This is a genomic window from Dermabacter sp. p3-SID358 (assembly GCF_025147465.1).
Lineage (GTDB): Bacteria > Actinomycetota > Actinomycetes > Actinomycetales > Dermabacteraceae > Dermabacter.
In genome coordinates, this window is record NZ_JALXOZ010000023.1 from 1 (window position 1) to 22,717 (window position 22,717).

A 22,717-nucleotide genomic window follows, 5' to 3' on the forward strand; every position below is an offset into this window, starting at 1 on the left:
GGGTTGAGCCCCGGCCATGAATGGCCGGGGCTCCCCGCATTTAAAGCAACAATCATGCGAGCGCCCTCACACGTGGCGCTTTACCGGTGTGAACTTGACCGGAAATCAGGGCTTAGAGGAGCTCACGTGCCCGCGTGTCCACTAGCGTAGAGCTACGTTGTGTACCGCGCTGCGCTGCGGAACCGCCAACGACGAGAGATACCCGTGTGCTCCACCCTTTTGCTGTAGCACGCCCCCTGTGAGGAGTTGCGGATTGCCCGACAACGAAAGCTTTGAATCACACTCGCGACCCGCTCGCGATGGCCGCCCCCGGGCTAGGGGCGGATACGGCTCGCGTCGACCGCGCAGTGAGGCGCGTGACGGCGAAGAGCAGAAGGATTTCCGTGGTGGCGGCGAGAACGGGCGCGGTGGCAAGCGTCGCTCCTACGGGTCCGACCGTCATTGGCGGAAACAGAGCGCTGAGCGCCACGAAGGCGAAGGGAAGAAGCGCCAAGGCAATCGCAGTGACCGCGGCGGTGGGCGCAAGTGGAACGGTGAGGATAAGCCTCGGCGTGACGGTGAGCGCCGCTGGAATCGCGACGACAATCCTCGCCGTGACGGTGAGCGCAGGTGGAACCGCGATGGCAAGCCGCGTCGTGAAGGGGACCGGCATCGTGGAGAATTGAAGGGCCGTGGTCGGCGTCCCGGAAAGGGAGATCGCGGTTTCCGGGATGCGCGGGACAAAAGGCGCTTTGACCAACGCGAGCGTATGTCGAGTGCGGAAGGTTTCGAGGCGGATCGCCAGGAACGCCTCCGCGAGGGCCGCGAACCTTTTGTTCCCGCAGACATCACCGGCAGCGAGCTCGCGCCCGAGCTGCGCAGCACGCTTAAAGCGCTCACGAAGGAACAAATGGAGCGCGTGTCCCGTCACCTCGTTGCCTGCGCAATGCTCACCGAAACCGAACCCGAACGTGCCCTCGAGCACGCCAAGTGGGCCGCTCGTTTCGGTGCGCGCGTTCCTTCCGTGCGCGAGCTGTACGGCGCGCTGCTCTACGAGGCAGGCGATTACCGAGGTGCGATCCGGGAAATGCGCGCGGCGATGCGCATGAGCGGCAACGTCGATCTCTTGCCGATTGTTGCTGACTGCGAGCGAGGTCTTGGCAGGCCCGAAAAGGCTTTCGACATCGCGCAATCTGCAGAAGCCGCAAAGCTTACGAACGCTGAAACGATCGAGCTCATGATGGTCGTTGCGGGGGCTTATGCGGATCTCGGAGATCTCGATACGGCGATTGCCACCCTCGAAATCCCGGCTCTGCGCTCCAAGGTCGATGGGAAGTGGCAGTTTCGGCTATGGCTTGCCTACGCTGACCTCCTTGAGGCCGCGGGCAGGCCGGAAGAGGCAAAGAAGTGGGTCACCCTCGCGGCTGATGCCGACGTCAATGAAGAGACAGATGCCTATGCACGTCTCGGCCGCGCGCCGCGCCCACGTGAAGCCGCGATCGAGCGCACCGAGGAAGAAATCGGTGTGTTTGACGTTGAGGCTGATTTTGAACAGGCAGAGCGCGAGGCCGCAAAACTCGCGGCCATGAATGGCGAGCAGGCGTCGGACCCGGGCGGCGCGAATGACGATGGGGAAACGGCCACGGAACCCGACGCCATCGCCGACTCTTCCGACTCTTCAGCCTATGCTGATGAAGGTGCGAGCGAGCCGGCTGGGTACCCGGCCTCCGGCGAAACTCCCGAGCCCTCCGATTCCGAAGCTGCCTCAAAGGAGGACTGACGTGAAGCGTCCCGACCCGACGTTCTTCGATCTCTTTGATTCACTCCTGTTCGACATGGACGGGACGCTCATGAACGGCGCCATCGTGATTGAGCATGGCATCGAGGCGATAGCCGCCGCCCGCGCAAAAGGCCTTGCCATCGCGTTCGCGACGAACAATGCCTCGCGCACTCCCGACATGGTCGTCGAGCATCTGACGTCTCTTGGCTACGAGGCGCACGCAAACGAGGTCGTGAACTCTCCGATGGTGGCGATGAGTCTCGTGAAGGAGCATGTTGAGCCGGGCAGCACAATCCTCGTTGTGGGCGGGCGCGGCCTCGTGGAGGAGGTCGAGCGCCATGGCTACGTCGTGACCCGTGAGGATCGCGCTGATGTCAAGGCAGTGATCCAGGGGTTCGCGCCGACCGTGGGGTGGGCGAATCTCGCGGAAGCGGCGTACGCGATTCGCCGCGGGGCATTTTTCGTCGCGACGAATATCGATTCGACTCTCCCCACCGAAAAGGGCCTCGCACCTGGAAACGGCTCGCTCGTGCACGCGCTCGAATTTTCGACGGGCGTCAAGGCTGTCGCGGCCGGAAAGCCTGAACCGGCAATGTTTACGGTCGCGGCTGACAACGCAGGCTCGACGCGTCCGCTTGCGATCGGGGACCGCCTCGATACCGATCTTGAGGGCGGCAATCGCGCGAATATCCCGACTTTTCACACGCTTACGGGAGTCTCGAGCTGGATCGACGCGGCACATGCGCCCGCGATTCAACGTCCCGTGTTCGTGCGCCCCAACCTTTCGTTCCTCGCAAAGAGCGCTGCACATCCCGTGGTCGACGGCGAGCGCGCACATCTCGGTGGGACTTCGGCGCGTCTCGATTCCGGAGACATCGTGGTGACGGGTGACGCCTCGAGCTGGCGCGCGGCGCAGGTCGTGATGTCGCTTGTGAACGCATGTTTCCCCGAAGGCGCCTTCGAAGGCGAGATCCGCGCCGAGTCGGGTGAGCTTTTCGCGCCGTTCGGCGAGTAACCCCCGTGGTCACCCGTCTCGATGCCGCACTCTTCGCTCGCGGTCTCGCCTCTTCTCGCACGCATGCACGCCGCATCGTGGAAGAGGAACGTGCGTTCGTGAACGGCAAGGCCGCGCGCAAAGCATCGATGAGCGTCGCGAACACCGATACTCTCGAGGTGCGCGGTGTGCCCGAAGGCGGCGAGTACGCCTCACGTGCCGCCCTCAAACTGGAGGGAACCCTTGAACGGCTCGGTGAGCGCGCCCCGCGGATTGACGGTGCGCGAGTACTCGATTTGGGCGCGTCAACCGGGGGATTTTCCGACGTTTGCCTTCGCCGCGGTGCACGCCACGTGTGGGCGGTTGATGTTGGCCACGGGCAACTGCTCGCACGCCTCGATGGCGAGCCACGGATAGCGAATCTGGAGGGCACCGATGCGCGTTCCCTCACGAGGGAGATGCTTGCCGCTGCAGAGCCGAGCGGCGTGGCTGTCCCCGATCTCGTCGTCACCGACCTATCCTTTATCTCCCTCACGCACATTCTCGAGGTGGTCGCGGGGCTTGTGGAGGAGGGCGCACAGTTCCTTTTCATGCTCAAACCACAGTTTGAGGTAGGGCGCGCACGGCTACCGAAGTCGGGGGTTGTGACCGAGCCGGAGGCTTGGCGCTACGGGCTCGAAAAGGTTGTGGAGTGCGCGAGAGGCGTCGGACTCTGCCTTCTTGCACTCCACCCGAGCCCGCTTCCGGGGCAAGACGGGAACATTGAGTTTTTTCTTCTATGCGAAAAACTGCCCCGCGGTGCACGCGCCGCTACGGATGAATGTGGAATGATCGAGGAGGCCCTCCTGGAAGCCGAGGGCCGTCGTCGCGAGACGCCCGAAGGCTCGTGAAATCCGCGAGAGCCGATCGTCTGGGAGGAGGAGCGCTCTGAGACGCTTTTTACTGTACGTCCACTCGGGCCGCGTTGTTGCTCTCAAGGCGGCGCGCAGGGTTGCAGAAGACCTGCACGCCGCTGGCGTGAAGCCGACGATCACACGGGCACAGGCCGAGGAGATTTCGGCGCGCGCGAACGATCCCGCTGCCCGCGCGCTCGTTGAAACAATCCACGCAGGCCATCTCGACGTTCTCGACCACGAGAACCTTCCCGCGGAAATCGAACTGTGCATCGTGCTTGGAGGCGACGGCACAATCCTTCGCGCGCTCGAGTTGATTCGTCCCCTCAACATCCCCGTGCACGGCGTGAACCTCGGGCACGTGGGCTTTCTCGCCGAGAGCGAAGTCGCGGAGCTCGGCGCGACAGTGCGCAGGCTTCTCGCGCGAGAGTACGTTCTCGAGGCGCGCAGCGTGATCCGCACGAAGGCCTTCGCTTCCGACGGTAGCCTGCTCCACGCCGACTGGGCACTCAATGAAGCGAGTCTCGAAAAGAGCGACCGCGAGCGCATGATTTACGTCGTTGTGGGTATTGACGGGCGCCCAGTCTCTGAGTTTGGGTGCGACGGCGTGCTCCTCTCGAGTCCCACGGGATCGACCGCGTACGCGTTTTCCGCTGGCGGCCCTGTGATGTGGCCCGAAGTCGATGCGATGCTGCTCGTTCCCCTTGCGGCGCACGCGCTCTTTGCTCGCCCGCTTGTGATGGGGCGTTCATCGATCGTTGAAATTGAGCTTTCTCCCGAATCGCCCTCACCCGCACTTTTGACGCTCGATGGCCGCCGCCAGGTTGAGCTCCCTCCCGGGTCGAGGCTCGAAACGCACCTGTCAAAGAGCAGCGTCCATTTCGCGCGCTTCGCGGAGACCCCTTTTGCGGATCGTCTCGTGGAGAAGTTCAAGCTCCCCGTGGAGGGGTGGCGCGGAGGCAACCCCGATACGCGCTACGACGCGGGCGCGGGGGCGAGCTGAATGCTGCGATCGCTCTCGATTCGCCGCATCGGAGTTATCGACGATGCCTCGATAGAGTTTGGACCCGGTTTCACCGCGCTCACGGGCGAGACAGGCGCGGGCAAAACGATGGTGATTACGGGGCTTGGCCTGCTCATGGGGCGCCGCCTCGATTCGCGCCGCGCCGGGGTATCGAGCACCGTCTCGGGGCGCGTCGGGCTCGAACCCGGGACTCCGGTTCTGAATCGGCTTGATGAACTCGGAGCCGAAGTTGAAGACGACGAAGTTCTCGTTGTGCGCCGCGTGACGAAAGAGGGCCGCTCGCGCGCGCACGTTGGCGGCGTCCCGGTTCCGGTGGGCACACTTGGCGAGGTCGTGGGTGGCGAGATCACGATCCACGGGCAGAGCGATCAGCTTCGTTTACGCGATTCCGCCGCGCAGCTTGAGGCACTTGACTCGGTGCTTGGGAAGGAGGGCCGACGCTTGCTCGCCAGGCATCGCTCTCTTTACGGCGAGTTCATGTCGCTTGAACGCGAGGCAAGGGAACTTTCGGCTGCTCTGAGCGACCGCGAGCGTCGTGAGAAGGAATTGAACGACATTCTTCAGGCGATCGAGGAGGCAAACACCTTCGAAGGTGAAGACGATGCGCTGCGCGAGGAGATTGAGCGTTTGAGTGACGCGGCCGATTCCCTCGCGGCGCTCGAGGGAGCGCTCATGCACCTCGCGGGCGATGAGACCTCGAGCGTGCTCACTCACGCTGACGCCGCAGTCGCGTCGCTTGGCTCCGCTCCCGCAAACTCGAAGGTCCTGGATCGCCTCGCCTCGTTGCGTGACGACGCAAGTGACATTGCTCGTGAGATCTCGCTCGTGCGAGACGGCTTGGATGCGTCTCCGGGAAGATTAGAGAAAGCTCAAGAGCGACTGCACGAGCTCACAGCTCTCGTGCGTGACTTGGGCCCTCGCCTGGGCGGCGCGGAGAGTGTGGGGGCGCTTTTGCAGCACTCGCGCGACGCTCTTGACGCGCTTCACGAGCTCGAGGACGGCGCGAAGCGACTCGAGGAGTGCGAGGAAAGCAAAGCGGAACTCGAGTGCGCGCTCGTCCGGGTGGCGGAATCGCTGAGCGAGGAAAGGCGCTCGGCCGCAGATCGGCTCGCTTCAGAGATTGAGGGCGAGCTCGCGGGGCTTGAAATGCCAGGTGCGGCGCTTCGCATCGAAGTTGAATCGGCCCCGCGTACCGCGAGCGGCACCGACCAGGTGACATTGACGATGCAGCCGCATCCGGGCGCGGATTTTATGCCGGTTGCGACGGGTGCCTCGGGTGGTGAGCTTTCGCGTGTGATGCTCGCGCTCGAGGTCGCGATCGCATCGCTCGCAGAGGCTTCGCTCGGCGGCGCCCCTCCCGTGTTTGTGTTTGACGAAATCGATGCAGGCATCGGTGGGCGGGCAGCCCGCGCAGTGGGGGAGCGGCTCGCGAGACTCGCCGAAACTGCGCAGGTCATTGTCGTGACACACCTTCCGCAAGTGGCGTCGTGGGCGAGCTGTCACGTGCGAATCGTGAAAGAAACGCACACCGAGGGCGGCGAGGAACGCACGATTTCGAGGATTGAACCGCTCGAGGGCGCTGCGCGCGTACGCGAGCTTGCTCGCATGCTCGCTGGTGATGCTGATAGCGACGCCGCCCTCGAGCATGCGGCAGAGTTGCTCGCGAGCTCAACGGGGGCCCACGACGCGTGAATAGTGAATTGACGTTCCCGATCGCCGGCCGCGCGAAGGTTGGCAAACGCACGAAGGATCTCACGAAGCGAGTCGAGCCGGGCGATATCGTCGTGATTGATCACGAAGACATCGATCGCGTTGCTGCCGAAGCGCTCGTTGACCGTCAGCCTGGCGCCGTTGTGAATGCCTCGGCATCGATCTCGGGCCGCTACCCCAATGCGGGCCCGCAAATCCTTGTTGAAGCGGGCATTCCGGTTCTCGACGTGCTGGACCAAGACTTGTTCGGCGTGGTGCACGAGGGATGTTTCGTTGAGATTGACGAGAGCGGAATTTCGCTGAGCACTGGCGAGCGGCTCGAAGCTGAACTGTACTCGCCCGAAGTCCTTGCGGAGAAGCTTGAAAGAGCCCGCGAGGGCCTCAGCGAACAGTTGGAAGCGTTTGCCTCCAACACGATGGAGTACATGCTCCGCGAGCGCGAGCTCCTCATCAACGGCGTTGGCACGCCCGAAGTTCGCACCAAGTTCCAGGGACGTCCCGTGCTCATCGTTGTGCGCGGGTACCACTATCGCGAGGATCTCGCGACGCTCATGCCCTTTATTCGGGAAAACAGACCGGTCATCATTGGTGTGGATGGCGGAGCTGACGCCGTTCTCGACGCCGGGTACGGGCTCGACATGATCATCGGCGATATGGACTCGGTGTCGGATCGTGCTTTGAAGAGCGGCGCGGAGATCGTGGTGCACGCCTACAGGGATGGGCGCGCACCGGGAATGGAACGCATACGCGAGCTTGGCCTCGCAGACGACGCCGTGACGTTTCCTGCCTCAGGCACGAGCGAGGACATCGCGATGCTTCTTGCCGACGATCGCGGGGCCGACGTCATCGTCGCCGTCGGAACCCACGGAACACTCGAGGAATTCCTCGATAAAGGGCGCGCGGGTATGAGCTCGACCTTTCTCACACGTCTTCGCGTGGGCTCGAAGCTCGTAGACGCGAAGGGCGTTTCGCGTTTGTACCGTCATCGTATTTCGACGTTCCAACTCGTCTTTCTCGTCGTCGCGGGTCTCTTAGCGCTCGCCGTCGCTCTTTCGGTGACCGATGGTGGCCAAGCCCTTATCCAGATCCTTGGCGCAAGGCTTGATGACACCTTGCGTTTCTTCACCGCGCTGTTTACCCAGGGAGGACCGATCTCATGATCGATTTTCGCTATCACCTCGTCTCGCTCGTGGCGGTATTCCTCGCACTTGCCATCGGTATCGTGCTCGGTGCAGGCCCCCTCCGCGATGGCGTTGGACAAACTCTGACCGCACAGGTCGAACAGCTCAGAGTCGAGCGTGACGAGATGCGCGGCTCAAATGACGCGCTGAGCGCTGAGAACGCGAACCTCGAAGGGTTCGTCGAGTCCTCCGGTGCGGGGCTCGTCACCGATACGATGCGTGGCGAGAAGGTTGCGACGATCACCGATCACTCCTCGCTCGGCAAAGAGGTGGAAGCCACTCGCGCGCTCATAGATTCGGGCGGAGGTGAGAGCGGCCCCCAGATTGAGCTGGGGCAAGCGCTTTGGGACCCCGCAGCGGAGGGAGATCGGCGCTCTGCCCTGACGACGATTACCAAAGCATGGCCCGGCATTGAGCCGAGCGGTGCGTCCACGTCTGAAAAGCTCGCCTCCGTGATTGCAAGGATCCTTGCACCGGGTGAGGACCTCGATGACGATGCGCGATATGAGATCGCCAAGATCTTGAGTTCGAACGGTGTTCTTACTCTCCAAGGCGACATTTCCGCTGTCGACTCCGTCCTCGTACTTTCGGGCGAAGCGTCGCTTTTTGCCGTCACGAGCGACTCGCCCGAATCAGCCTCGACTCGGGCCGAAAATCTCCAGGGGGCCCGCCTGTCGCTCGTGGAGACACTCGATCGACGCGGTGTCACGATGGCCGTGGGCGGCTCCTCGACTGCTCGTGGAGGCTCGGAAGGCATTGTTTCGGCTGTGCGTTCGGGGGAGCTTCGCGAACGCGTGTCGAGCATCGACACCCTCACCTATGCTTCGGGACCCGCGACACTCACGCTCGCGCTCGCGGGCGCCCAGGTCGGTATGCCCGGAGCGTTCGGTTCGGCCACCGACGCTCAAACTCTCGCGCCGGATGCGGCGGCGATTCGAGAGGCGGCCTCTTCGCGCACTGATCAAGCCAGCGAGGACAACTCGGGCGACAACGACAACGCCGCAAGCGATGGCGGTGGCCGATGAGTGGATCAATTCGTTCTGTTGGGGGTGGTGCCGGGGCTGCGGCCTTCGCCTCACGGGCGTGTTCGCGAGCGCTCGACAAGGTTCCTCGCGCGCTACGGGAGCATCTTGAACGCACGAACTTTCGCGGTGAACGCGTCACGCTCGCGGAGGGACTCGAGGTCGCGAGCGCGCTTACGGCGGGTGCCCTCGCAGGGCTCGGCGCTGCCTCGGCTGCGGCGATGGCGATCGTGAGCGTCGTTGGTTTCGGTGATGATGTTCTTGAACCTCTTCTTATGCGCGAGGGTGAAAAGACGCCGCCAAAGGGGCTAAAAGGGCACCTCGGAGCGCTTGCGCACGGCCAGTTCACGACTGGCAATGTCAAAATCCTCGGTATCGCCGCGGCAGCGGGAGTGCTTGCATGCGAATGCGCGCACATGCGGGAGCGAGAGGGATCCGACGCTTCCCACGCCCCCAGGGCCATGGCTCTCGTGGATCGAAGCCTCGATACCGTTCTCATTGCGGCGAGTGCGAACCTCGCGAACCTTTTCGATCTGCGTCCATCTCGCGCGCTCAAGGCAACGACGTTCGGTGCTCTTCTTTCTTGTGCCGGTCCCGCTAGCTCGCGGTCAGCGCGCTCACGCGCAGCTCTTGCGTCCGCACACGCCGCAGCCGCACTGTTCGCCGCACCGCGCGACTTCCGTGCCCGGGGAATGCTCGGCGACGCAGGAGCAAACGTGCTCGGCGCGAACGTGGGATCGATGGCCGCGCTTTCCACTTCTCGCGCTTTCCGCGTGGCGCTGACGGCGGCGGCCGTCGCCCTTACTCTCGTGAGTGAACGCGTGAGTTTTACACGCGTCATCGCCTCGAGCGAGGTGCTGACCGCGATCGACGATTGGGGAAGGGCGTGACCATTTCTTCTCGTACCTCGTCGCTCGTGCGCGCAACTGGTCTCATTGCTGGCGTGACCGTCCTCGCACGTCTTGCCGGTTTCGTTCGCTACCTCGTGTTTGGTGCGAGCGTCGGCGCGGGCGACATCGGAACTGCGTATGCGAGTGCGAACCTCGTGCCGAGCGTATTATTCGAGGTCGCCGCGGGCGGCGCTCTCGCGAGCATGGTTATCCCGCTCATCGCAGGGCTTCTCGAGGAGCCGTCTCGCGATCGTCGCGGGGGAAGTCGAGTTGCATTTCGCGAGAGCGCGTCGGGGATCGTGTCGGCGCTGCTCACGTGGAGCGTGCTGCTTACGCTCGTTCTCGCCGCACTTTTGTGGTTCCTCGCGCCTGCTCTCGCCCAGGTGATCCTCGGCAGCGGTGCGCTTGCCGCCGATGTCGTCGCGATTGCTCTTGGCACCCGCCTCATGCGGGTATTCGCCTTTCAATTGCCGTTTTACGCGGTGACGATCGTGCTCGGCGCGTATCTCCAGGCCCGCCGCAAATTCCTGTGGCCCGCACTTGCACCGCTTGTCTCGAGCGCGGTTGTCATGGGGTCCTATGTTCTCTATGCCCTGACCATTCCCGTGGGCGTCACACCCGCTACGCTTTCGAAACTTTCTGAGGCCGCGCTCGGCTGGGGCACGACTCTTGGGGTTGTCGCGATGGCGCTGTGCGTGCTGATCCCGGCGGTACGGTCGGGCTTCATCTTTACGCCGCATCTTGCCCTTTCACGGGGCGTGCGAACGCGTGCGCTGGGCCTTGCAGGCTCGGGCCTTGCCACCGTCGGCGCTCAGCAAATGACGACCGCGCTGATCCTCGCCCTCGCGGTTCGCGCTGGTGGCACGGGAACCCTCCCTCTCTTCCAATACGGCCAGGCCGTGTATCTCCTGCCCTATGCCGTTCTTCTCGTTCCCGTGATGACGAGTGTGTTCCCCGAGCTCTCGGAACTTCGAGCGCGCGGTGACCGCATGGAGTTCTCGGCTCTTACGCTCCGGTCGGTCCAGACTGTCGTCGCCTTTGCCGCGGTGGGCGGCGCTGCGATCTGGGGCGCGGGCATCTCGATCGACCGGTTCTTCGTTGCGGTTGACCGTTCCGGTATCAGGGGCGTGGGTGCGGTCACAGCAGCTCTTGCCTTGGGCCTCATAGCGTACGGGATCGTCATGCTCACGACCAAGGTGCTGTATGCCGCGATGAGGCCAGCCGAGGCTCTGGCGATCGGCGCGACGGGGTGGGGGATCGCGGGGGTCCTCATTCTCGTGACGGTGCTGACCTCGCCGCCGCGAATCACGGCGACAGCCGGAGTGCTCTTTGGGCTATGCATTTCGGCCGGCATGTGGATCGCAGCGATAGGTGCACTCAATCTCATCCGTGAACGAGTGATGGTTCGCGAGCACGTGCGACCGCTCGTCACGACGGTACTCGCCTCAGTCGTCGCCTCGGCGCTTGGATCGATCGCCGGGCTCGGCCTCGCGCAGCTCGCGGGTGAAGTGCTCCGCGGTGCCTGGGGAGCGCTCGTGCTTGGCATTTGCACCGGTGTGGCGGGAGCCGCGGTGTGTCTCTGCGTGCTCATGATCGCCGATCGCTCCCTCGCTGCGCCGATCCTCGGGCTTTTTACGCGCCTCGTAAAGTCTCCGAGAAAGGCTTAGCAACATGCGGCGTGTGATTCTCGTGCGCCCCCGTGCGGAAGGCGGACTGCTCGCGCACGTGCGCGAAGAAGCGCGCGTTCTTGCACTTTCGGGAGTGCACGTCGTGGATGCGGGAGAGAACTCTCGCGGGGCCGACGCCTCCCCGCACACAGATGAACTGGGCGTCCAGTACCGACACCTCGCAATTGCTTCGGGTGCGTCTCCGCTCGCGGCGTTGCGCGCGCGGCGCGCACTGCGCGCGATTGTTCGCGAGGAGTCGCGGCGTGCACACGGGGAATCGCTCACGATTCATGCCCACGGTGCTCGGGCGGGAGCGATCGCCGCTCTCGCCCTCACCCCCGGGTATCGCTCTCGCGTGCGCCTCGTGACAACACTGCACAACCGAATGCCGCAAGCGGGGGTCGGTGCGCTCATCGGGCGGCTCTTGTTCTCCCTCGCGTCGCGACGAAGTGAGCTGGTGCTTGCGGTCTCTCCCGACCTCGCCGAGGCGGCGAAAAGAAGCGGTGCGCGCACGGTTGAGAGGGCGATTATTCCCGCCCCTCGCGCAGTAGTGGAATCGGCGCAAAAGCCACAACAGCACGAGACTCTCGAGATTGTGTGCATCGCACGGCTCGCCCCTCAAAAAGACCTTGCGTGTCTCTGCGAGGCCGTGCGCATTGTTGAGGAACGGCATCCCGGTGCGCTCCACGTGAGGATTGCGGGCGAAGGGCCTGAGCGCAGCAGTCTCGTTTCCAGGATCGCTCGCGAGAGGCTTCCCATCGAACTTCTGGGCCGCGTAGAGGATGTTCGATCTCTCATGAGCGAGAGCGATCTGGTGGTGCAAACGAGTGCGTGGGAGGGGCAGCCCGTTGCTCTCCAGGAAGCGATTCGTGAGGGCGCAGCCGTGATCGCCACGGATGCCGGCGGGACCAGATGGGTCACTGGGGAGAAAATCCCGCTTGTTGCTCCAGGTGATGCCCGGGCACTCGCCGAGAGGCTTATTGAACTTCTTCCCTCCTCGCCTGGAGCGCGCGAGCGCCTTGAGCACATGCGCGAGGCCTCGCGAGTAAGAGCAGCGGAACTCCCCACCGAGAGAGACTTACGAGCGCAGCTCGAGAGCGCGCTTTTCACAGATGCACGTGAGGAGAAGAAATAAGCCATGACCGGATACGAGAGCATACTGGCTGATGAATTCGGCAGACGGCCCGTGGCCGAAAGCCACACCGTTTACGAGGGCCTCGTGTGGAACGTTGCGCGCGACAGCGTCGACTTCGCCCCGGGCGTGAATTTCTCACGCGACTACGTTGCCCACACGGGCGCCGTCGCCATCCTTGCCTTGACTCACGAGGGTGAGGCCATCGTGATTCGGCAATACCGGCACCCCGCCGGTGCCCACATGTGGGAGCTCCCCGCTGGGCTACTCGATAAGGAGGGAGAAGACCCAGCCGCAGCGGCGCTGCGAGAACTCGAGGAAGAAACGGGGTACACAGCGAGCGAGGCGCACCACCTTCTCGACTACTACCCGAGCGCTGGCGTTTCAAACGAGAAGATCAGCGTGTACGTGGCGCACGAGTGCGTGAAGGCACCAAGCGTGGATTTTACGCGGGTTGACGAGGAAGCAGAGATCCTCACGCGCACCGTTGCCCTCGACGATCTCGAAAGCGCGGCGCTCTCAGGCAGGCTCCACAACAGCGCGCTCCTGATCGCGACCCTCGCCTACACCGCTCGCGCTCGACGGAGCGGGTCGCCAATCGCCTAGCTGCTCACCGGGGTATAGCCGCGCAGCGACTCGATAATCGCGGGCGTTGCTTGGGCGGCTTGCCACGGCCTGGCACCGACTGCTTCGAGCTCACGCACGATCTGTTCGGGGCTCGCGTGAGGAATGCGGTGCTCTGCTTCGGAGTTGAAGTGATTCCACACCCAGTGGCGCACATGACCGGGAGAAATGAGGTTTTCGACCGGCATATGCAGCTCATCGGCACGCGTCAGAAGTCCCTCGCGAACCTTCTTGTAGGCATCGAGAACTTCGGGAAATCGTTTCGGCCACGAACGGTGATTTGGGTAGGGCCCTCTGGCGCGCACCGACGGTAAGTGCACTCGAGAAAGCTCACGTGCTTCGCGCACGCAGCGCCACCACTGTTCACGGTGCTTGAGACTCTTCGGCGCAGCCTTGTCGAAGGCCTCGCGGCCCTTACTCGACGCTTTCGCCATGGCGACGAGAGGCTTGTCTCGAAGCACCATGAACGGCGCGATGTCGGCGTTACGCGCGATCGTATCGCGGCGCTCCCACATTGAACGCGCGACCGCAAGTTGGAGCGGGCTCTTGAGGTTACCGAGTCCGTGCAGAGCGCGCCATGGCTCTTCGGGCACTTCGGGGTGGGAAAAAGTTGCTTCGAACGCGAACTCTTCGTGAGCCCACGAAGTTTTTCCAGCCTCGTCAAGCATGTGCACAAGAGTGTCCTTGAGCTCGGCAAGGTACTCGACATCGAGCGCAGCGTAATCGAGCCACGATTCGGGGAGCGGCCGTTTCGACCAGTTCGCGCTCGAATGTTCTTTTGCGAGCCGCACGCCGAGAAGTTCCTCGGTGAGAGCACCGAGGTTCACCTTGGGAAGCCCAAGCAGACGTGCAGCGACCTCGGTGTCAAAAAGAGCGGGCGGTTCGAGCCCGAGCATCGAGAGCGAGGGGAGATCCTGGCGCGAAGCGTGAAGGATCCACGGAAGCGAGTTCATGATGTCCGTGAATGTCCCCGGAAGCTGGCACGCGAGCGGGTCGAGAAGTAAAATCCCCGCAGACTGTGTTTTGATCTGCACGAGGTAGGCCTTCGCTGAATACCGATAGCTCGAGGCACGTTCGACATCGATTGCAAGGTCCTCATGGCTTTCGACACGCGCGCACCAATCGAGGATTCCCTGAATATTCGTCACGAGGTCGGGGGTTCCTCCCGCGGGCTTCTCAATGAGGGGTGCGGGTTCGGCTTCCGGCACGTGAGCGTCAGTCATGAATCCTCTAGCGGTCCTTTGAAGTTGAAAGATGAGGAGCCCTCGCGTGGTGCGAGGGATGAATCGGGCTCACGGACAGGGGCTGCGGTGGGAGGCCACCCGCGGCGCACAAAATGGCCGACCAAGCACCGAAGTGCGGCCCGAGATTGAGCGAGTCGGGGGTCCACGAGGCCCGCATTTCGACGTCGACGGTCGTGGGGCGTGCGGCGAGTGCGCCGTAGCTTTGCGAAACGACGCGCGTGACGGTGCATCCGAGTTCGTGCGCCTCGGCATCAGCGAGCTCGAGCGACTCGGTGACCCAGCTCCACGCGACATCGCCGAGCATAGATTCGAGCGCGAACTCGTGCTCGAGCTGAGCCTGCATGAGGGTCACGACTCGCGCGCGGCCTTTCCAGTCGTCCCTGCCATTCGGGTCATACAGAACAATGAACTTTCCGCTTGCAAGCTCCGCATCGTGCATCACAGCGTCTGCCTCAGCAGCCCAAGCGAAAGGGGCGAGGCGCGAGGGAGCGGGGATCTCTTTCCAATGGACCTCGTGGCGCAGGGGCGCTGTGGTGAGCGCGTCTATCGCGCTGACAAATTCTTCGCGCTCCTGGGGAAAATGATGAATGGCCACGGCTGCCAACCTATCGCCCTGCTTCTGCTTGGCGGGGGAGGCGCGCCGCACCCCGATTACTTGGCTGGGCCGACCTCGTCGTCGCTATGGACGAGGCAAATGGAGTTGATGCAGTAGCGTTCGTCGGTTGGCGTCGAGAAGCCTTCGCCGGTGAAAACGTGCCCGAGGTGCGATCCGCACGAGGCACACCGTACTTCGGTGCGAACCATGCCGAGACTGCGATCTTCGATTAGTTCCACGCGGTCGCTTTCTGAAGGCGCCCAGAACGCGGGCCATCCGCAGTGGGCGTTGAATTGTTCGCTCGCGCGGAAAAGCTCGGTGCCGCATGCCCGGCAGGCATAGGTACCCGCGGAGCGCACCTCTTCGTATTCGCCGGTGAATGGTCGCTCTGTTCCGGCTTCGCGCAGCACGTGGTATTCGTCCGGGCTTAGGCGTTTGCGCCACTCGTCCTGGGAGAGTGCAAAGGGGTACTGGCCTTCATCGAGGGGTGTGTTCATTGGTGCTCCTTGGGCTTTGGGTGCGTGTAGCGTTCGATGTGGGCTCCGGGGCTGTGAAACAGGTCCGTGAGGTGCCACGTGAGGTGGTGCGGCTTTCCGACGCTTGCTCGGGGCGCATCGCCTCCCACGGTGATCGCAGAGCGTGTCCACACGAGCTCGTCAAACGCCTCATCGTCAAAGAACATTCCATTGACTCGAGGGCCGCCCTCAACCTGGATGGCGCGAAAGCCTCGCTCAGTGAGGGCCTCAATGAGCGCCTTGGCTCCGTCTGCCTCGATGATCGAGTCGCGCGCAAATCCACTTTCGCGCGCAACCCGGGGGCCGGTGCCGCGCGGGCACACGAGAAACGTCGGCCAGGCTTCGTCGATATCCGGGGGGATCTTTCCGCTCGTGGTGAGGATCGCGAGGGCGGGAAATTCGTTGCCGCTCGGGCGAAGCCGTTCACCGCGGAGGTTGGCCCTGCCGGACGGAGGCCGGTAATCCTCGCTTCGCACCGTGGTCGCACCACACACGATGATGTCGGGGAGCGCACGTAGAACTGTGAGCATGAAGAAATCCCACGGGTTCGAAAGTGATGCGGAGGAACCATCCTCGCCCGCGATGGCGCCGTCGAGGCTCTGGTTCATCATCGAACGCACGTGTACACGATCCGCAGGGAATGCGAGGAGCATGCCGAGTGCATGCGCTCCGTCATCGTCGAGAGGGATGGCCTCGGGGGTGATTGGTGCACCTTTGCCAATGAGTCTCTTCAGCGGTGCACTATTGTCGTGAGAGTTGGGTGGCCTCAACCGTCGGACCTTTCGCATACGATCGCCCCCGCGCCAGTGAGCGAGAGCGTGCTTTCCTTGAGTGTGCCCGCGCCAAACGATGCGCGAAGCCACAGGGGTGAACTTGCCTCCCACGTGACGGGCGCATCCCCGCGTGAGGCGAGAATACTGAGGCGGCCGCGGTGCATGAGGATGCCTCCCTCCGTGAGTACCTCGACCTTGATTGAGTCGAAGTCGCCTCGATGGATTTCGCCTCGCTGGCGCCGGATCAAAAGAAGCGAACGGTAGAAATCGAGCAGAGCCGCATGCGTGCTGCTCTTGGCCTCGTCCCAATCGAGGAAGGAGCTCTCGAACGTCGCGCGAGCCTGGGGGTCGGGAACGGCGTCGCCCCAGCCCATGCGCGCAAATTCTGCCTTTCTGCCCGCGCTTACACGCGGCCCAATTTGTTCGCCGTGGTCGCTAAAGAACGCGAAGGGCGTGCTCGCCCCCCACTCCTCGCCCATGAAGAGCATTGGTGTGGTGGCGCCAAGGAGATAGAGAGAAGCAATGGCGGCGTGCGTGCCGAAGCCGATGGTCTCGGTGAGGCGGTCTCCCGCAGCGCGGTTGCCTACCTGGTCGTGATTCTGGATGAAGGCGACGAAGGAATGGGCGTTGTAATGCGCGCTCGCTGGATCGATTTTCGCGCCCCAAGCTTTTTCCCTGAAGGTCGAGTAGGAGCCGTCGTGCTCGAAGATCCGCTCGAGGGTTTTCTTCACGCCGCTCGCGCCGCCGAAGTCCACGTAATAGCCGTCGCGTTCTCCGCTCGCCCACGAGTGCAGGTGATGGTGGATGTCGTCGGCCCACTGTGCGTGCATACCGAGCCCGCCTTCGGTCACCGGCGTCACCATCGCGGGATCGTTGAGGTCGGATTCCGCGATGAGCGTGAGGGGGCGCCCCGCTTCCTCACTCATGCTCTCCACTGCGGTGGAGAGCTCGGCGAGGATGTGGGTGGGGGAGTCGTCGCGTAGGGCGTGAACGGCATCGAGGCGGAGCGCATCGACGCGGAAGTCGAGGAGCCATTGGCGGGCATTGTCGATAATGAAGGCGCGTACCTCTTTCGATCCTTCACAGTCGAGGTTGATCGCCGGGCCCCATGGCGTGGCATGGGTGTCCGTGAAATATGGCCCGAACTGCCCGAGGTAGTTGCCGTCAGGGCCGAGATGGTTGTAAACGACGTCGAGGATGACGGCGAGACCGCGCTTGTGCGCCGCGTCCACGAAACGTGCGAATGCTTCGGGGCCTCCGTAGGCCACGTGAGTGGCATACAGGCCGACGCCGTCGTAGCCCCAGCCGCGCTCGCCCGGGAACGCCGCGACCGGCATGACCTCAACGGCATCGATGCCGAGCTCTGCGAGGTGGTCAAGGCGTGTGATCGCGGAGTCAAACGTTCCCGTGGCGCCGGTGTCGCGGTTCGGCGCGAACGTACCCACGTGGAGCTCGTAGATGGCCTTACCGCGAACATCCATGCCGCGCCACTGCGCCTCGAAGGCGAAGGCTCGGGGGTCGACAACCTCGCTCAGGCCATGCACTCCCTCCGGCTGCGAAAGCGAGCGTGGGTCGGGGATGGGCGACGCCGAGCCGTCGAGAAGAAAGCCGTAGCGGTCCCCGGGCTCCGCCGCGATAGCGGGGGTGTGCCACCAGCCGTTCTCGCGGGGCTCCATGGGGATGTGACGGCGCTCCCCGGTAGTCCGTTGCTCGAGAGCGAGCGAGACCTTGCGAGAGTTCGGTGCCCATACCTCGAAGCACGAATAATCCCGCACGGCTCACCCCTCCTTGTCTTGAGCGTGAGAGCGAACGAGGAGTGCGACGGGCCAGTCGGCGAGAAGGTCGCCGATCTCGAGTGTTCCGCCTTTGATCCTCTCACCCGTGAGAACGTTCGTGTACTGCCCTTCGTCGATCACGATTCGCGCGCCATGCCAACCTTGACCGCGCGAGGCAAGCAGACCCGGAAGCCGGGTCGCGACGGTCACGACGTCGGCGGGGCCGCCCGCGTGCGCGCGTGCAAAAGCAACTACGTGGGAAGAGCTCGTGGGCAGGGGAGTGTAGGTGGTGTCGGGGCCGACGAAGGCTTCCCAATAGCGGCGCCGGGTTTCGAGAGCCCGATGAACGAGCAAAAGCTTCTCATCGGCGATGCCCTCCGGCGTCTCGCCGGCGAGAAGTGCCTCGAGCCTCTTCGCATGAGCCTCGTGGTCAACCGGGCGTCGGTTATCGGGGTCCACAAGACTCAAATCGAGGGTTTCGTTTCCCTGGTACACGTCGGGCACACCAGGCATCGTGAGCTGGATGAGCTTTTGGCCGAGGATCGCCGCGCGCTGAGAGTCGAACGTGAGCGACGTCCATTCGTCGAGGATTTCGCGCACTTTCGAACTTTCGAGAGCCCACAACGCAAAATCGAGAACCTCGCGCTCGTACTTCTCGTTGCCATCGACCCACGCCGTGTGCACCTTCGCTTCGCGCATGGCCTTCTGGAGATAACCCGTGAGGCGCTCCTTCGTGAGTGGTGCGAGCCGCGAAGTGGGAAGCTCCCACATGGCCGCGAGAGTCTGCCACACGAAAAGCTCGACCTCGGGGTCGACGAGCGGGCCTCGGTGAGCCGCGCTCGCGGTGTGGAGGCGAGCGACGTGCGTGGCCCATTCCGACCGATACTCGGTGAGCGCTGCAAGCCTCGCTCGCACATCCTCGCTGCGCTTCGTGTCATGAGTCGAAAGGGTCGTCATCGAGGTGGGAAAAGTTTTGAGCATGCGCGTGCAGAAGTCGTGGAGCGCCTCGGGGTCCACGCCAATGCGGTTGGGGTCGGCTCCCACCTCGTTGACCGCAAGGAAGCGATGGTAGCGGTAGAACGCGGTGTCCTCGAGAGACTTCGCGTGCACGGGCCCGCAAGTTTGCGCGAAACGAGTGATGAACTCTGCGCGCAACGGATCGAGGGTGCCGTCGGAACTGAACTGCCCCTGCCCACCCGCGAGAGCGGTCACGAGCTCGAGCGCCGCGAGGTTGCCCTCATCGTCACCGATCTCGAGGGCTGCGCGTTCGGCGGCGTCCGCGAGCACCTCGCGCTCACGGGCGGGTGCCTTTTCGCCGGGCACGATGTAAGCACGGTAGCGATCCATCGCCATGAGCAGCTCGACAATGGCACGCTCGAGCTGGCGCTCCGTTGTGTCACGCAGCGTGATGTCGGCCTCGCACACCCGCTTGGCCAGACGAACAAGGCGAGTGATTTCAGCCCAAAGCGAACCGCTGATGACCTCCTTGGCACTTTCGCGCGTAATGCTCTCGAACGAGCGCGTGTCGGCGGTGAAGGCGTGCCACAGACGCGTGAGTTCCGTGGCCCCAACGGGATCGTGGAAGATCCCCTGAACGCGCCAGAGGGCGTCGTAGCCCGTCGTGCCGGCGACAGGGAAATCCTCGGGAAGGGACTCCTCGCCCTCGAGAATCTTCTCGATCACGGTCCAGGCACCGCCAGTTGCGCCTTCGAGGCGCCGCAGGTATTCACGCGGGTCCGCGAGCCCATCGGGGTGGTCGATCCGATAGCCGTCGATGACCCCCTCGTGCTGGAGGCGCATGAGCGTTGCGTGGGTCTGTTCGAAAACCGGAAGTTCCTCGATGCGTACAGCAGCGAGAGTCTCGACGTCGAAGAAACGCCGGTAGTTGAGTTCGTCGTTTGCGACGCGCCACGAGGCGAGGCGATAGTGCTGGGCCTCGAGCAACTCCACGAGCGGCAGCTCTTCTGTGCCTTTCGCGAGCGGGAACACATGATCGAAGTAGCGAAGAACATTCTCAGTGCGCACTGAGCCATCGGGCTGCGGTACTGCTGCTTCGGCTATGTCGAACTCTTCGTCGAGGATCACCTTCCCGATGGGGCGCCCGAGTACCGGTAGGAGGAATCCGCCCGCGGCACCCGGATGAATATCGAACCATGCGGCGTAGGGACTATCGTTGCCGTCGCGCAAGAAAGACCAGAGCGCGTGGTTGTGCCAGATGGGGGTGGGGATTGTCATGTGGTTCGGCACCACGTCGACGATGAGCCCCATGCCGCGCTCGTGAAGAGAATTCGCGAGCCCGCGCAGCCCGTCCTCCCCGCCGTTATCAGCATTGATGCGTGAATGATCCACGACGTCGTATCCGTGGAGAGATCCCGGTGCAGCCTGAAGAACGGGCGAAATAAAAGCGTGGGTCACGCCGAGACGATCCAAATAGGGCACGAGCTTTTCCGCATCCTGGAACGTGAACTCGGGTGTGATCTGCAGTCGGTAAGTGCTGATCGGCGCGGCCGTCATGATCGTTCTTCTCCTTCGAAAGCGGCTGGTTCAGCTGCTTTGCTGATCGTTCCCGCCCTCGACTTCACGCGATGCTTCCGGGGTGAGGACGGAGGTGTGAGGCGCGAGAGGGGTAGAGAGAGACGTTGCATCTCCTTCTTCGCCCGGGGGAGTCATGGGGCCGCGGCCAAGCACGAGCGTGGTGAATGCAGGGCGCACGAGCACTTCGCCTGCCTTGACGATGTCACCGGTGCTAAGAGCGTTCGAGGTTGAGGCCGTCACGAGCCATTCCAGGCCGTAGTCCTCTCCCGGGACGGTGAACTCCACATCCGTTTCCGAGGCGTTAAACATGAGGAGAGCCGAGTCGTCAACAATGTGCTCCCCGCGTTTATTGGGCTCGGGAATCGCACTCCCGTTGAAGAAGACTGTAAGGCACTTTGCGACGGGGTCATTCCACTCTTCATCGGTCATGGGAGTGCCGGAAACGCCGAGCCAGGCGACGTCGGGAAGATTCGAATCAGCGCCGTCGCGTACCTCACCGAGTAAGAATCGACGGCGGCGGAAGATCGGGTGGGACCGTCGCAGATCGATCAGCATGCGCGTGAAGCTCAGCATGTCTTGCTGGCGAGGCCCAATTTCCCAGTCCATCCACGCGGTCTCGTTGTCCTGGCAGTAGACGTTGTTGTTGCCGTGCTGGGTGCGGCCGAGTTCGTCGCCGTGAAGAATCATGGGGACGCCCTGGCTCAGCAGCAGTGTTGCCATCATGTTCTTTGCGCGCTGAAGTCGAAGATCGAGGATTGCTTCGTCGTCCGTCGGTCCCTCCGCCCCGGAGTTCCACGAACGGTTATGCTCCTCGCCATCGTTACCGCCTTCGCCGTTATCGTCGTTGTGGCGCTCGTTGTAGCTGACGAGATCGCGCAAGGTGAAGCCATCGTGCGCAGTGAGGAAATTGACCGACGCGATCGGTGTGCGGCCGGTGTGTTGATACAAATCGCTCGAGCCCGCGAATCGATTGGCGAACTTCGCGAGCATTCCCGACTCTCCGCGGTGGAAGTCTCGCATGGCATCGCGGTACTTGCCGTTCCATTCGGACCACAGCGGAGGGAATCCTCCCACTTGGTAGCCGCCCTCACCAAGATCCCACGGCTCCGCGATGAGCTTGACTTGGGAGATGATCGGGTCTTGTTGGATGATGTCGAAAAAGCTCGAGAGACGATCCACTTCGTGGAGCTCGCGAGCGAGGGTCGAGGCGAGGTCGAAGCGGAAGCCATCGACGTGCATCTCGGTAATCCAGTACCTCAGCGAATCCATAATGAGCTGAAGTACGTGCGGGGTGCGCATTCGGAGGCTGTTGCCAGTTCCCGTCGTGTCGTAATAGTGGGCGAGATCCTCGTCCACGAGTCGGTAATAGTTCGCGTTGTCGATCCCGCGGAAGCACAGCGTGGGCCCAAGATGGTTGCCTTCGGCGGTGTGGTTGTACACCACGTCGAGAATGACCTCGATGCCCGCTGCATGGAGGTTTTTCACCATCTGCTTGAACTCTTGAACCTGCTGGCCGGTATCGCCCGCGTATGCGTACTCGTTGTGCGGAGCGAAGAACCCGATCGTGTTGTAGCCCCAGTAGTTGCGAAGGCCGCGATCCTGGAGGTGGCCATCCTGGACGAACTGATGAAGTGGGAGAAATTCGACCGCGGTCACCCCTAGTGACGTGAGGTAGTCGATCGCGACGGGGTGCCCCATCGCCACGTACGTCCCGCGAATACTCTCGGGGATATCCGGGTGCGTCGCCGTAAACCCCTTGAGGTGTGCTTCATAAATGATCGAATCGTGGTACTCGTGAGCGGGCGGATGATCATTGCCCCAATCGAAATATGGCGAGACCACGACCGAATGCATCGTGTGGTCCTTCGAGTCGAGGCCGCTCAGCTCACTCGGATTGTCGAGGTCGTAGCTCAAGAGGCTCGCATCGGTATCGGGCATGCCCGCAATGGCGCGCGCATAGGGGTCGAGGAGGAGCTTTGAGGGATCGCACCTGTGGCCTGCCGCCGGTTCGTAGGGACCGTGCACGCGAAAACCGTAGCGTTGCCCCGGTTGAACCGCGGGAAGATACACGTGCCAGACAAAGGCATCGACTTCGGCCATCTCGACGCGGCGCTCTGAGAGGTCCTCACCTATGAGACACAACTCGACCTTTTCGGCCACTTCCGAATAGAGAGCAAAGTTCGTGCCGCTGCCGTCGAAGGTTGCGCCGAGCGGGTAGGGGGATCCTGGCCAAATCTGCACTGTCGAAAGAATCCTTGCGCTGAGGCAGCGGGTTGCTGCGCGTGAACAGTTTTGCTCACCATTGTGACCCGCTGGCCTGGCAGAAAACCGAAGTGTTGTCGTGTGAGAGAAGGCCCCGTGCACGTGCACGGGGCCTTCTTATC

19 protein-coding genes are annotated in these 22,717 nt (G+C 63.1%); 12 read left to right on the top strand and 7 right to left on the bottom strand.

Going from position 1 to position 22,717, the window contains the following annotated elements; genetic code table 11:
- Window positions 1-272 precede the first annotated feature (272 nt).
- The 12 genes from M3B90_RS08970 to M3B90_RS09025 all read left to right on the top strand — a co-directional run bounded on the left by M3B90_RS08970 (window position 273) and on the right by M3B90_RS09025 (window position 12,878).
- Window positions 273-665 (top strand): hypothetical protein, encoded by a 393-nt coding sequence (locus M3B90_RS08970; protein WP_259889977.1) that lies wholly within the window; start codon window positions 273-275, stop codon window positions 663-665.
- An 83-nt stretch (window positions 666-748) separates the two neighbouring features.
- Window positions 749-1,759: a hypothetical protein gene (locus M3B90_RS08975; RefSeq protein ID WP_259889979.1), complete on the top strand. Its 1,011-nt coding sequence runs from the start codon at window positions 749-751 to the stop codon at window positions 1,757-1,759.
- Window position 1,760: 1 nt separating this feature from the next.
- The gene (locus M3B90_RS08980) at window positions 1,761-2,774 is read left to right on the top strand and encodes an HAD-IIA family hydrolase (RefSeq protein ID WP_259889981.1); all 1,014 of its coding nucleotides are present in this window, start codon (window positions 1,761-1,763) and stop codon (window positions 2,772-2,774) included.
- A 5-nt stretch (window positions 2,775-2,779) separates the two neighbouring features.
- The gene (locus tag M3B90_RS08985; RefSeq protein WP_259889982.1) at window positions 2,780-3,643 is read left to right on the top strand and encodes a TlyA family RNA methyltransferase; all 864 of its coding nucleotides are present in this window, start codon (window positions 2,780-2,782) and stop codon (window positions 3,641-3,643) included.
- A gap of 37 nt (window positions 3,644-3,680) precedes the next feature.
- Complete coding sequence (locus tag M3B90_RS08990) at window positions 3,681-4,649, top strand: NAD kinase (RefSeq protein WP_259890007.1); 969 nt, start codon at window positions 3,681-3,683, stop codon at window positions 4,647-4,649.
- Entirely contained in the window at window positions 4,650-6,362 is a 1,713-nt protein-coding gene (locus M3B90_RS08995; RefSeq protein ID WP_259889983.1) for a DNA repair protein RecN, read from the top strand. It begins immediately after the preceding gene.
- A complete protein-coding gene (gene steA, locus M3B90_RS09000) occupies window positions 6,359-7,540 on the top strand; it encodes a putative cytokinetic ring protein SteA (protein ID WP_259889984.1) in 1,182 nt (393 codons plus the stop codon). The genes M3B90_RS08995 and steA overlap by 4 nt, the downstream gene beginning before the upstream one ends.
- A complete protein-coding gene (locus M3B90_RS09005; RefSeq protein ID WP_259889986.1) occupies window positions 7,537-8,586 on the top strand; it encodes a copper transporter in 1,050 nt (349 codons plus the stop codon). The genes steA and M3B90_RS09005 overlap by 4 nt, the downstream gene beginning before the upstream one ends.
- Entirely contained in the window at window positions 8,583-9,473 is an 891-nt protein-coding gene (locus M3B90_RS09010; protein WP_259889988.1) for a hypothetical protein, read from the top strand. Before M3B90_RS09005 ends, M3B90_RS09010 begins: the two co-directional genes overlap by 4 nt.
- Window positions 9,470-11,140 (top strand): murein biosynthesis integral membrane protein MurJ, encoded by a 1,671-nt coding sequence (murJ, locus tag M3B90_RS09015; protein ID WP_259889989.1) that lies wholly within the window; start codon window positions 9,470-9,472, stop codon window positions 11,138-11,140. The genes M3B90_RS09010 and murJ overlap by 4 nt, the downstream gene beginning before the upstream one ends.
- A gap of 4 nt (window positions 11,141-11,144) precedes the next feature.
- Window positions 11,145-12,275 carry a glycosyltransferase gene (locus M3B90_RS09020; protein ID WP_259889991.1) on the top strand — a complete coding sequence of 377 codons (1,131 nt, stop codon included), beginning with the start codon at window positions 11,145-11,147 and terminating at the stop codon, window positions 12,273-12,275.
- 3 nt (window positions 12,276-12,278) lie between these two features.
- Entirely contained in the window at window positions 12,279-12,878 is a 600-nt protein-coding gene (locus M3B90_RS09025) for an NUDIX domain-containing protein (RefSeq protein WP_259889994.1), read from the top strand.
- Here the strand turns inward: M3B90_RS09025 and M3B90_RS09030 are convergent.
- The 7 genes from M3B90_RS09030 to glgX all read right to left on the bottom strand — a co-directional run bounded on the left by M3B90_RS09030 (window position 12,875) and on the right by glgX (window position 22,574).
- On the bottom strand, window positions 12,875-14,119 hold the full coding sequence (locus M3B90_RS09030; protein ID WP_259889996.1) for an HRDC domain-containing protein: 1,245 nt from the start codon (window positions 14,117-14,119) through the stop codon (window positions 12,875-12,877). The genes M3B90_RS09025 and M3B90_RS09030 overlap by 4 nt on opposite strands.
- 7 nt (window positions 14,120-14,126) lie before the next feature.
- A complete protein-coding gene (locus tag M3B90_RS09035) occupies window positions 14,127-14,735 on the bottom strand; it encodes a DUF3000 domain-containing protein (protein WP_259889999.1) in 609 nt (202 codons plus the stop codon).
- A gap of 56 nt (window positions 14,736-14,791) precedes the next feature.
- On the bottom strand, window positions 14,792-15,232 hold the full coding sequence (msrB, locus tag M3B90_RS09040; RefSeq protein ID WP_259890000.1) for a peptide-methionine (R)-S-oxide reductase MsrB: 441 nt from the start codon (window positions 15,230-15,232) through the stop codon (window positions 14,792-14,794).
- The gene (locus M3B90_RS09045) at window positions 15,229-15,903 is read right to left on the bottom strand and encodes a dihydrofolate reductase family protein (protein ID WP_259890001.1); all 675 of its coding nucleotides are present in this window, start codon (window positions 15,901-15,903) and stop codon (window positions 15,229-15,231) included. The genes msrB and M3B90_RS09045 overlap by 4 nt, the downstream gene beginning before the upstream one ends.
- 113 nt (window positions 15,904-16,016) lie before the next feature.
- Complete coding sequence (treZ, locus tag M3B90_RS09050) at window positions 16,017-17,798, bottom strand: malto-oligosyltrehalose trehalohydrolase (RefSeq protein ID WP_259890002.1); 1,782 nt, start codon at window positions 17,796-17,798, stop codon at window positions 16,017-16,019.
- 3 nt (window positions 17,799-17,801) lie between these two features.
- Entirely contained in the window at window positions 17,802-20,312 is a 2,511-nt protein-coding gene (gene treY / locus M3B90_RS09055; RefSeq protein ID WP_259890003.1) for a malto-oligosyltrehalose synthase, read from the bottom strand.
- A gap of 30 nt (window positions 20,313-20,342) precedes the next feature.
- Window positions 20,343-22,574, bottom strand: a complete 2,232-nt coding sequence (gene glgX / locus M3B90_RS09060; RefSeq protein ID WP_259890006.1) for a glycogen debranching protein GlgX — start codon at window positions 22,572-22,574, stop codon at window positions 20,343-20,345.
- Window positions 22,575-22,717 lie beyond the last annotated feature (143 nt).